We start from the raw sequence: 10,456 nt of genomic DNA on the forward strand, positions 1-10,456 counted from the left end.
TGCCCAGCTCTCTTCCGAGCCGGCTGTGGACCGGCGACGGAGCCTCCCCCTGCCCCCGCATCCATTGGGCGCAGAAGAAGGCCGCCGCCGCTCCTTTGGATTCCCGACCCTCAGGTCGTCTGGCCGGTCTCCGAGACCGAGGGCTGCTTCGCAGACGATGGAGCCGCTTTCCAGTCGGCGGCCCGTGGCTTCTTGGCCAATGAGGCGGCCATCATGCCATCCTTCTCCGAAGCCTCCCCGTTGGCCTCGGAGCGGATTTCAGAAAGGACCTCGAGCCCAGCCCCGGATTCCGCCTTCGGCTGCGTCCCGTTGTGATGGACTCCGTTGTGCTGGGCCGCAGCGGCGGGCTGATGCCATTCGATGCCGACGAGGAGAACGCCGAGGCACCGGAAGTCCGAGCCAAGCCCGACATCCTGCGGAACCAGCGCGCTGTCCGTAACCAGGGACACCTTCATGAGGCTCCCGGCCCGGCCCGTTCCGGACGGCAACTCGACGGGTACGGCCTGCGCGTCCATGTGCGACATCGTCCGGCTGGTCACGACGACGTCGTCGATCAGGACATCGACCCGCGCCTGACCTTGATGACCGGCAGAGACCGCGGCGCAATGCAGCGTCATGCGGGAGCCCGGGCGCATATCCGTGGGGATCGCGATCCAGATGTCTCCACGCTCCCCGTTGGTCCAACGGCCGAGCGCCTCCCTGACATGCCAGTTGGGGAACAGGGCGACCCGCTCCAGCGCCTCGTCGGACGCGGCCAGGAAGGCCTTTTCCGGCAGGGTGGCCAAGCGTTTCAGCTCCACCTCGGCGACCCGAAGGCCAAGCAGGCGGCGGTCGCCGGACATGCCCAAGCGCTGCGGGCTGACGGCCGCGTTCCGACGGAACGCGATCGTGATCTCCTTGCTCCCCTGCGGCAGCGCGGAACCGAGACCGAGGGGCACGATCCGCGACACCAAGCCGACATTCGGAGCGGTCAGATCGACCGGAACCGCGATGTCGGTGCCTTCGACGGCGATTGTGGCCTTGTCGTCCGGCTTGCCCGTCGACAGCGCCGCGACCTCCAGCAACAGAAGCTCGTTCCGGCCCTCGATGTTCACGGTGCAATCGAGACGCCCAAGGTCGCCGATCGACCAGACGCCCTGCTCCTCCGCCGCGTACCAACCCCAGGGCATGAACGCCCGCTGGACCGCCGCGTTGGCCGAGGACAGCACGACGCTCCGCCCGCTCGGCAGTTCGGGGATGGTGCGCTGGGCCTGCGGAACGGGCTGGTCCAATCGGAGCTGGGCGATCACGAATTCGCCCGGCCCAGCCTCCTGATTGCCGATCATCCGAGTCGACAGGAAGACGATCTCGGCGGGATCCCTCTTCAACAGGACCGCCATCGGCAGAACCATGCGCCGGGAGCTCGGCACGTCGGTCTCGATGGTCCAGCTGTCGACAAACTCGTCGTTCACCAGCACCGAGACCACAAGGCTTTCGCCAGCGGAAACGTCCGCGACGATGGCCGCCTCCAACATCGCGTCGCTTTGCGCGGACAGATCGATGGTGCCGCCCCGCAGGCGAAGGCTGCCCCTCTGGGACCGGAAGCCGTCGAAATGGACGGTCGCGGCGTCGACCGCGAGCTGCGCGTCGTCCACCGCCGCCGCCATCCAGCTGCGGTTCACCGGGTAGGCGGGACGCGCCGCGCTGAGCCTGAACGCCTGCGCGAGGTTCAGCGTGGGCGGGGCGCCGAGCGCGCCACGAAGCTCGCTGCGCGTCGCCAGCAGGTCGAGGCTGTTCGTCGTCGTCGACACCGCTTGCAGGCTGAAGCCGGTCACGCCGAGACCGAGGAGACGATGGTCTTCGGAATTCGCGACGACCTCGCTGACCTTGTATCTTTCCATCGCGGTCAACTCGATGACGATCTGCCCATCGTCGTCGATCAACCCCTTCGGAATCAGCGCCTTGCCGGCAGCGTAGGGCCAGCCGCCCCGCCCGGTCGTGGAGCGGAAATCCCAGTCGGCGACTTTCACGCCGTTGGCAACGACGCTGCAACGGTCCGTCTTGTTCGCCTTGCTGAAATGCTTGGCGATCACCGTCAGGATCAGATCCTCGTCCGGCTTCGCCGTCAGGACGACGCGAATCCTCGCCGTGCGCGAGCTTGCCCAGGCCCCCCAGCCTTCGCGCTGGAACCAGCCGCCATGACGGTAGCGCGGCACCGGCTCCTCCGCGGTGAACAGCACGAGATCGCCGAGCGTGTAAAAGTCGCGCCGGGCCGGAACCAGGGGCGTGGACAAAGCCTTCAGCATCCCCGCGGCCGTGTCCATCCACGAGGTCGGAACATACTCGTCGCGGATGCGGGCTTCCTTCGCGTCACGGGCGCTCTTCGACGTCGCGTAGTGCTGGATGGCCGCCGCCCAGAGCTTGCGGTCCAGAGGGTCGAGCAGATCGGTGAGCGTGGGGGCGATTTCCGGAACCGAGGAGCGGTTCGACGCCACGCAGATCTTGCCGTAGCTGAGGCTTTCACCGACGGGCAGCCCCCAGCCTTCGTAAAGCGACGGGTAGACCGTGAACAGGCAGGTCCGATAGAGCCAGTCGAGAAGGGCGTCGTCGACGTCGTTCAGAATATGGATGTGCCGGTTGACCAGGCGATCCTCCTGGATCGTCCGGGCCATCTCGCCGCCGTTCCACAACACCCCGCCGGCGATCACCAGATGCGGGCAGCGATCGCCCATCGTCGTCCGGAGCATGGTCCAGACGTCGTACAGAAGCCCGTAGTTCTTCCGCGCGTGGATGCCGCCGGTGGCGAGGATGAAGGGAACCTTGGAGAATTTCGCCTGGATCGCCCGGCCTTTCTCGGACATCTCCATGGCGAAGATGCCGATGGCGTCGGCCAGCCGGAACTTGCCGATCGAGCACAGGTCGAGATCCGTTTCGAGCGCAAGCGCCTCAAGGTCCGAACGCGTGTTGTCGGAATAGGCGAGCAGGCGATCCGTCGTCTGAAGCAGCGTGTTCAGGTTCGCCGTGAAGCGTCCGGAATAGCCGTCCAGGAACCAATGCGGGAACAGCACCGGGGTCAGATCGTGCATCAGCACCGACAGTTCGAGCCGGTGCTCAATGGCGAAAGTCGACAGGAAATGGACGTAGGAGGCGTTCTGCATCCAGCTGCTGCCGACCACGACGAACCGGGAGCCCGGACGGAAGGTCCCCTTCTCGATCGGGAACACGGTCGTCGCCTGGAGATAGGCGGACAGCAGGTCGCGGGCGACGATCGATTGGGGAATTTCGACGAAGCCGACCTCGACCGATCTCCACACCACGAAGCGGACCCGCACCCCCTTAGTGGCAAGAAGGGCGGTGGCCATCGAACGCTCCACCCGCACGATGCCGGACCGGGTGGTGGCGTTGTTGGCCAGGGTGGTCAGATCGAAGACGATCTCGAGGGGGTCCTGGACCTCGCCCGTCTCTGCGGCGGCCTTTTCGTTATGGACCGGCACGGGCAGCGGCGCCACGCGCGCGACGCCGGGCGGACGAATTCCGGCCGCGCGGCGCGCGGCGACCTCCTCGTAGACGTCGGTCACGGCGGTCGTGTGGACGTCCCAGGAGAAGGAGCGGGCGACATGATCCTTGAGGGATTCACGGTCGCCGTCGGACCAACCGCCTTCCCAGGCCTCCAGAACGGCCTGGCGGATGGAGGCCGGGTCGGCGGGGTCGCAGTAAAGGGCGCGATCGCCGAAATACTCCCGCTCCGACGACCGGTCGCTCAGCACCATCCGCGCACCGGCCGCGCCGGCCTCAAGCGCGGCGAGCGGGGCTCCCTCCGCCCAGCTCGGCAGGGTGAAGACGCGGGCTCCGGCGATGGCCGAGCGCAGCATTTCCGAGCCCGGCTCCAGGCGATCGATGATAAGAAGGTTCGGTCCGCCGAAGGACTTCACGAGCCGCAGATACTCCTCGTCGCCGGGATGGCCGATGAGGACGAGCGGAATGCCGGTGTCGCGCAGCGCCAGGGCGAGCAGGAGCTGGTTCTTGCGGTGCTCGATCCGGGCGACGCACAGCACATAGTCCTTCAGCCCGTAAGCCGAGCGGAACAGGTCCGGATCGCCGCAGGAGAAGAGCGCGGCATCGACCGGGTTGCGGACGATCCGGCTGACCTCGGGCAGGGAGGGCACCAGCGTCGCCGTCAGCGCGCGTTCCCGCTCGCCAAGGAAGACGAAGGCGTCCGCCGTCTCCGCCAACTCGCGCAGGGCGTCGAGGTAACCGGGCTCAGGCTCCCCGCGCAGGCCGTCCTCCGACCGCATGGCCTGACGGGTTCTGGCCCAGGCCATCGCCGCTTCCGCGTGCTCCGGCGAGGTAGCGCTGCGGAAGACGCGCAGGATGTCGGCCTGCCAGAGCCCGGCCTCGGACAGGTCGAGCATGATGGGAGAGAAGACGAACGGCTTGCCAAGCGTCGCTGCCCGGCGGGCGATCCGGACAGCCGAAACCGGCGGCCACACATTGTAGGCGTGGACCAGATCGTAGCGGGGCAGGTCGACCGTCGGATAGCGAAGCGCGGCCGCCTCGATATCCTTCTGCCGCAGGGCCTGGGCGGTGCGCGGAATACGGACGCTGGGGCCCCCGATGACGGTGCTCTCCAGCCCATGGCTCAGCAGGGCGACGGAACGGACCCGGCGGCACGAGACCGGAGCGCTGGTCGGCACGAGGTTCCGCTCCGTTGCAAGGCGGCGGAACAGCGCGTCATGCCCCTCGGCCCAAGCGTCCCAGGTCATGCCGGACACGGCCTCGCGCAGGGCGAATTTCTTCTCGCGCAGGCCGCACAGAACCGCGCGCAGCGACTGCGCATCGCCGTTGTCGAAGGGAATGTGCGGAAAATCCTGAACCCACCCGGTGTTCGAACCGATCACCGGAACGCCGGAAGCCAGGGCTTCCAGGACGCACATCGGGCCGCCTTCATTGGTCGCCGGCACCAGAATGTAGTCCATGGAGCGGTAGAAGGCCGGCAGTTCCTCGTCGGTCAGCTTCAGCGCCGGTCCGGGCCACCCTTCGCCGGTGAAGTGCCACTCGATCCCCGGAATGTCCATGACCGCATTGACGAGCGCCTCTCCCTTGCGGCCCGTGTGATAGGTGCGGCCGACGACGGCGATCTTCAGGGTGGGGGCGAAGCGGTCAAGATCGACACCCGGCGAAATCACCGTGTTCGCTATGCCGGCGTCCGCCAGTATCCGCCCGGTCGCCTTCGACATGGCGATGGCCGCGTCGACGTCACGCGCCGCGGTCAGAAACCGCCCCGCCGTGGCCGGGTCCTGTTCCTGGTGCGTGAAAAGCGCCACCTCTACTGGAGAGACGCGCTCCTTACGGCATCCGTAAGTTATATAATATTGAATAGGGGAAGAGGCATCGGGCAATGTATCAAAACGAACGTAAGAAAGCCTCTTTGCAATTTCATTTGCCAGACGTTCAAGAATCCATCCACGGTCCGACAAAACGATGTGAACGAGGCGGTTCATCACACTCTCTTCTGGCAAATTTCAGATGCTCATCGACTTTAAGACGACAAAAGAACAAATGCCGTCCAATTCATTCCATACCATTCGACGATGCAGACGGTAAACAACTTTTCAAGTTGAGCCGTGAATCAAAAAATATCACAGGGAAACAAAATATGCGGGGATCAGCAAACAGGAAAAAATTCTTGATGCTGAAGCCGCGAATGGCGTAGGATCGCGTTACAAAGAGAGGAGACTCGCCCGCCCGGCACCGCCGAGGCGGGTTTTTTCGTGCCTGAGCCACATGAAAAAGGAGATTTTTATGAGAGACTTGCTGACTCATAAGGACGCTATGGGCACACCGAGCGCCGTGCTCTCCGTCTCCGATTCCCGCTACGCCCTGGTGCTCGCCGCCGGGACGGGAAAGACGGTTTCGGTGCCTAACGATGCGAAAACAGTCCTTTTTGCGTCCACCGGCCCCTTCTGGGTGCAGTATGGAGCCGCCGCGGTTCTCCCGGTGGCGGACGACGTGAGCGGCGTGGCGCCCGAACTGGCCCCCGCAGCGCGCAGACTGGACGGAACGACCTTGCTGGGGCTGGTCGCCCCGTCCGACTGCACCGTCTCCCTGACCTTCTTCGGGTGACGCCATGACCGCCCCCTATACGCTCAGCCTGATCAGCACACCGCCGGTCAATCTTACCCCCTACGCCGCCAAAGCCGACCCGAGCTTCACCGGCACGGCGACCTTCGCAGGCAGCGTGCAACTGGCAGCCGGCAGTCTCGCCGCCCCTTCACTCAGTTTTTCCAGTGACGCCGACACCGGCTTCTGCCGGCCGGCCAACGACCAGATGACGTTGGTCGCCGGTGGAGGAGCCGTGTTCCGAGCCGCCGCCGTCACCGGGCAGGTGAACAATCTGGTCGTGTTCTCCGGAGCGTCCGGCGCCCCTCCGGTCATCGCGGCGGAAGGCGCGGACGCCAACATCGGCCTGCGCCTGATGAGCAAGGGAAGCATGCAGGACTCTTCCGATATCCTGCTGCTGAACGGGGCCGGCCGATCACTCGCCCGCTTCGGCAGCGGCACTGGTGGGACCATTGTCAACTCCCTGCTCGTCCGCGCCCAATCATCCGGACAGCCGGTGCAGATTTACGCCGAAGGGAACGACGCCAGCATCGACTTGGCGCTGTATGCGAAGGGCAGCACCGGGCGCATCCGCTTCGGCACCTTCACGGTCGGCAGCGACGCACCCGTCACCGGCTTCATCGAGATCAGGGACGGTTCAGGCGCGCTGCGCAAGCTCGCCGTGATCGCCTGACACCCCACGTCAAGAGGAGCATTCACCATGGCGCTCATCAAGCCTATCCCCACGCCCTTCGGCCCCGACGCCGCTTACTGGCATATTCTGGCCTTCGAGGCCAACCGCCCCCAGGGAGCCGCCCGCACCGTCCTGGCCGGCTACGTGAATGCAGACACCCGCGCCTCCGGCTGCCGCCCGCTCGCCACCATCACGCTGGATTTGGCTGGTCCTCTCTTCCCCGGCACCGAGGAAGGCATCCGCTACACCGACCTTTACGCTGCGATCAAAGTTGCTACCAACGATCCGAACAGTCCAGCGGCGGTGCTCGCCGGAGCAATGGACGGATAAAATGACGCTTCACGCGGGATGCGGCAAAGCCGCATCCCGCTTCAAAAAAACTTCTCCACCCCCTCCACCTGCATAGATAGCAAAAGCCTCAGTGTATAAAAAATTTTTAGTGACCTTAATGACACAATGTGTTATTTAGAGGAAAAATTTTTCATTTTTAGCTCTCAAAAGGAGAGGTAAATGGATTATTTAATTGATGGAAAACTTGGATCACCTGCCGATAATGAAAAAAGAGCGCTTCTTGCTTGGGAGCAAGGAGAAGAGTTCGTAACCAGCAAGCCAGTTCTACTCTCCATAGAATCCACCTCTGTTTGCAACCTTAGATGCGTAATGTGCCCACATGCTATTGGTGCAGTGCGCCGACCAAAGCATATGGATAAGGAGGTCGCGGATAAGCTGGAAGGATTTCTTAAATCCGCGAAGAGCATTCAACTCCATGGTATCGGAGAACCTCTCCTTAGTCCAGCATTTTGGCAATTTCTTTCAGCTGTACAAGACAATCACGAAGCACATATTGAAGTGAACAGCAACGCTGTGCTCCTAACAGATACGACAATTAGCAAAATACTAGATTCAAATTTGAAAACTATAAATATATCTCTTGATGCCTGCACTCGCGAAATGTATCAGAAAATACGCGGCGAGAAATTTGAAAAAGTATCAATGAATATAAAAAGATTGTGCGACAAACGGAGGGAAAAAGTTGATTCAGAGCTTAAAATATGGCTCAACATGACAATTATGAAAGAAAACTACAAAGAAATTCCTTATTTTGTTTATTTCGCGAAAGCTATTGGAGCTGACCACACGCACTTTAACGATTTAAACGCTTTCAATGCGCATACTTTGTTAAACTGGAAAGTCGAAAGAGGAGATTTTATATTTAATTATTCAGAGCAGATGATCGACTCCGTAATAGATGAGGTTCATGAAAAACTTAAAGAAGCAAAAAGAAATGCTGAAATTCTTGGATAGGCTTTAGCATTAGCGGAAACAAGAAACTTCATTTGGAGTAAAATCAATGTCATCGCCGCGTCAATGCACAGCACCATGGTATTGGATGCAAGTTATCACAGATGGGACTGTGCGTCCTTGCTGCTTTTCAGCACAAGACATAGGAAGCCTTCATCACAGCTCAATCGAAGAGATTTGGAACGGAGATCTTATAAAAGAATTACGCCGTTTTATGCACCAAAATCGTGTGCATCCAATTTGCCAAAATGCGCCATGTAAATTTATACAAAAGAACAATGCCAAAAAAGATGCCCTTCCTCGCTTAGGAGATCGCATCTTTTTCGGAAAAATGGAGCTGGATCAATATATATGGATCGAAGGGATGGCATACTCAAGAATATTGGGGATGCTGGTCAAAAGAAAAATATGCAAAAATATCCTTTCCAAATTTTGACGACTTACTAGAGGGAAGTACTGTTGAGTATAGCATTGAGAGGCTTGAAAAGTGAATTCCAATGTTTCTATTTCTGTCATGACGAATGCCTCGGAAGCCGTGATGGCCAATTTTTCTCCATTTTGGTAATTTTCTGGTATCTGTTCCCATAAGCAAAGAAACTGCTAATCTGCCTTCCCTGGATATCACTATCGAGACCAAGCCACGTCTCAAGCCCAGCTCAGCGTGGAATCAACAATGATCAGCGGCCAATAGGCGTCGGGATAACATCCATTCATGTGCACAAAGGGCTGTCGTAAACGCACATAGGACTGCATTGGTATAAATGAATATGGAGTAGTATATTAAGTAAAAGTAAATAGATACGCTGTTTGATTAAAAAATCTTATGGCGATGCTCATAAATGAGCCAAAACAGAATAAATTTACTCTGGAGTTCCGGTCATGCCTTACAACCTTTCCATTCCAGGTCAGATGTCTGAATGGGAATTGCAGGCAATTGAAGCTGTTGCAGCGCTTGTTCCTCCCGATGGCACCATTGTCGAGATCGGTTCTCTGTTCGGTCGATCGAGCTGGGCCTGGGCGAAAAGCGCCGATCCCAGCGTCCACCGTCCATTGCATCGACCCCTGGGAGGAGAATCACGGCATCTCGGCCGATGGAGCAGGCCCTCGGGATCACCTACGGGATCGACCAGTTCCGGGCCTATCTGTCCGGACTGCCCGAACGTGAAAGCCTTGCAAGGGTACAGCCCGGACAATTTCCAGGACTGGAATCCGTCCGGTGGATCTCTTCTTTGAGGATTCGGTCCACACCAATCCTATCCTGTCCCGGAATCTGGAATTCTGGAGCCGGCACCTGCCCCCGACCGGAATTTCATGCGGGCATCGATTACCGCCCCCCGCTTTCCCGATGTGATGAACGGCGTCGACAGGCTCGCCCGGAGCCTGGAACGGGAGATCCTTGTCGTCGATACGCTCTGTGCCGTGCCTGCTGCCGCCGGTTTCGAAGGTTCCAGCCGCGAAGGCCGTGCGCGAGAAGCTGCTGACGCTCGCTGCCGAGGCTCGCACGGATGCCTTGACCCGGCCGTACGCCCACACGTTCCAACTGCGCAACAAGCCGGACACCGTCTCACCCGGCGGCACCATGCTGATCGATGTCTATGCCTGCAACGAAAAGTCGCCACCCTTGGATGGACGGCTCCGGAGCACCGGCGATCGCCGCATGTTTCCGTCCATGTGCATACCGAGCACGGAGAAACATCGGGCGCGCTGCTCCACTGCCCAAATCTCTTTCGCCCGATCGGCCGGTCACGGCGCCAGCTTTCCCGTCTGCCTCGGCCCGCTGCCTCCTGGCACCCATCAGGCGAGCGCCCGCTTGGTCCTGATCTCCGCCAGCGGTGAGGTTCTGCGAACCTTCGAAACCGAGGAGCGCTGGACGGTCCGGATGGATGGAAACGCCGCTCTTCCCACGTCATTGCGGCTTTATCAGGCCTTTCAAACCGATCGCCCCGTTAATTTCGAAAGCATCGATGCGCTGGATGTTCACGCGGCCTATCGCATCCTGCTCGGCCGGCCGCCTGAAGGCCCTCAGCAGGTGGCGAGCCATTTGGCGGCCGCCCAGACCTTGTCCGGGCTTCGACGGCGTTTCATGACGTCGCAGGAATTCATAAGCGGCAACCTGAAGCTGGCCCCGTCGCCACCGGACGTACAGCCTGCGCCTGCCACCGGGCGAGCGCACGACGAACGAACGCCCTTGGCCGACCGCCTGCCGGAGCTTCTGCGGAATGGGCTGAACGGGCTGTTCAAGCCCGTCGACCGACCCGACCAGCGGCGTGACCTCCTATCTCCTGCGCCGGTCGGCGGCACCGCTGCAGCAATCCTTCTATTTCACGCAGCCCTGCTGGAGCCGGGACGGCCGCTTCCTGTGGCTGTATTGCGCCCATCCGC

At 60.8% G+C, this 10,456-nt stretch carries 6 protein-coding genes and 1 pseudogene; 6 read left to right on the forward strand and 1 reads right to left on the reverse strand.

Going from position 1 to position 10,456, the window contains the following annotated elements:
• Nucleotides 1–110 precede the first annotated feature (110 nt).
• Complete coding sequence (locus Sp245p_RS26730; protein WP_014200369.1) at nucleotides 111–5,480, reverse strand: glycosyltransferase family 4 protein; 5,370 nt, start codon at nucleotides 5,478–5,480, stop codon at nucleotides 111–113.
• Nucleotides 5,481–5,811: 331 nt separating this feature from the next.
• Between Sp245p_RS26730 and Sp245p_RS26735 the strand changes: the two genes are divergently transcribed.
• The 6 genes and pseudogenes from Sp245p_RS26735 to Sp245p_RS26760 all read left to right on the forward strand — a co-directional run.
• Nucleotides 5,812–6,102 carry a hypothetical protein gene (locus Sp245p_RS26735; RefSeq protein WP_014200367.1) on the forward strand — a complete coding sequence of 97 codons (291 nt, stop codon included), beginning with the start codon at nucleotides 5,812–5,814 and terminating at the stop codon, nucleotides 6,100–6,102.
• A 4-nt stretch (nucleotides 6,103–6,106) separates the two neighbouring features.
• Nucleotides 6,107–6,772 (forward strand): hypothetical protein, encoded by a 666-nt coding sequence (locus Sp245p_RS26740; protein WP_014200366.1) that lies wholly within the window; start codon nucleotides 6,107–6,109, stop codon nucleotides 6,770–6,772.
• 27 nt (nucleotides 6,773–6,799) lie between these two features.
• A complete protein-coding gene (locus Sp245p_RS26745) occupies nucleotides 6,800–7,102 on the forward strand; it encodes a hypothetical protein (protein WP_014200365.1) in 303 nt (100 codons plus the stop codon).
• 180 nt (nucleotides 7,103–7,282) lie between these two features.
• Entirely contained in the window at nucleotides 7,283–8,077 is a 795-nt protein-coding gene (locus tag Sp245p_RS26750; protein WP_109139060.1) for a radical SAM protein, read from the forward strand.
• Nucleotides 8,078–8,123: 46 nt separating this feature from the next.
• Complete coding sequence (locus Sp245p_RS26755) at nucleotides 8,124–8,510, forward strand: SPASM domain-containing protein (RefSeq protein ID WP_109139061.1); 387 nt, start codon at nucleotides 8,124–8,126, stop codon at nucleotides 8,508–8,510.
• Between the two features lie 1,026 nt (nucleotides 8,511–9,536).
• Nucleotides 9,537–10,456, forward strand: a pseudogene (locus Sp245p_RS26760) (hypothetical protein); the annotation flags it as partial.

The organism is Azospirillum baldaniorum (genome assembly GCF_003119195.2).
In the GTDB taxonomy this organism is placed as follows: Bacteria; Pseudomonadota; Alphaproteobacteria; order Azospirillales; family Azospirillaceae; genus Azospirillum; species Azospirillum baldaniorum.